This window comes from Vibrio sp. HI00D65 (assembly GCF_001635455.1).
Taxonomy (GTDB): domain Bacteria; phylum Pseudomonadota; class Gammaproteobacteria; order Enterobacterales; family Vibrionaceae; genus Vibrio.
In genome coordinates this window covers 1-993 of record NZ_LWEH01000088.1, presented here as the reverse complement: position 1 = coordinate 993, position 993 = coordinate 1, and the positions used below count along the sequence as shown (strand labels likewise).

The 993-nt window shown below is 46.8% G+C and carries 1 protein-coding gene; it reads right to left on the bottom strand.

What is annotated here, in order from left to right:
• The coding region (ftsY, locus tag A3712_RS08640) for a signal recognition particle-docking protein FtsY (RefSeq protein ID WP_063523095.1) at positions 1–993 on the bottom strand (993 nt) is incomplete at both ends.

The following is a 993-nucleotide window of genomic DNA, read 5'->3' as shown; positions in this document are numbered from 1 at the left end:
TCAATGCCTTCACCAACACCAATGTAACGAATTGGAATCTGGAACTGGTCAGCAATTGAGAAAATCACACCACCTTTCGCAGTGCCGTCTAACTTAGTTAGCGTAATACCGGTTACTGGTGCAACTTCACTGAACAGTTTCGCTTGGCTGATAGCATTCTGACCTGTACCAGCATCAAGTGTTAGCATGATTTCGTGCGGTGCAGAGTCATCAATCTTCTTCATTACACGAACAATCTTGCGTAGCTCTTCCATCAGGTTGCTCTTGTTCTGCAGACGACCCGCTGTATCGGCAATCACAACATCCACACCACGAGCTTTCGCAGCTTCAATCGCATCGTAGATAACAGATGCACTGTCTGCACCCGTGTGTTGAGCGATAACTGGCACATCGTTACGCTGGCCCCAAACCTGAAGTTGCTCAACAGCTGCCGCGCGGAAGGTATCACCCGCCGCTAGCATCACTTTCTTGCCTTCATTTTGGAATTGTTTCGCTAGCTTACCGATAGTCGTTGTCTTACCAACCCCATTCACACCAACCATTAAGATAACGTAAGGTGTTTTGGTGGTATCAACCACTAATGGCTGTTCCACTTGGCTTAAGATCTCTGCCATCTCTTCTTTCAGCAGACCATAAAGCGCTTCGCCGTCTTTTAAGTCATTACGAGATGCTTTTTCTGTCAGGTTTTCAATGATCTTAACCGTGGTGTTCATACCCACATCCGCGATCAGTAGCTGCTCTTCTAGCTCTTCAAACAGATCATCATCGATTTTCTTACCTTTGAACAAACCAAAGAAGCCTGCACCAATGTTTGCTTTAGTGCGGCTCAGGCTACGCTTTAGGCGAGCAAAGAAACTTTCTGTCGGCTTCTCTTGTACTTCTTCAACCTGAGCTTGAGAAGTAACTTCTTGTTCCTGTTCTGCTTCTGCTTCTGCTGCGACAGGCTGTTGCTCATCTTGAGTCTCTTCCAGAGCTTGCTCTGACTCATCAGGC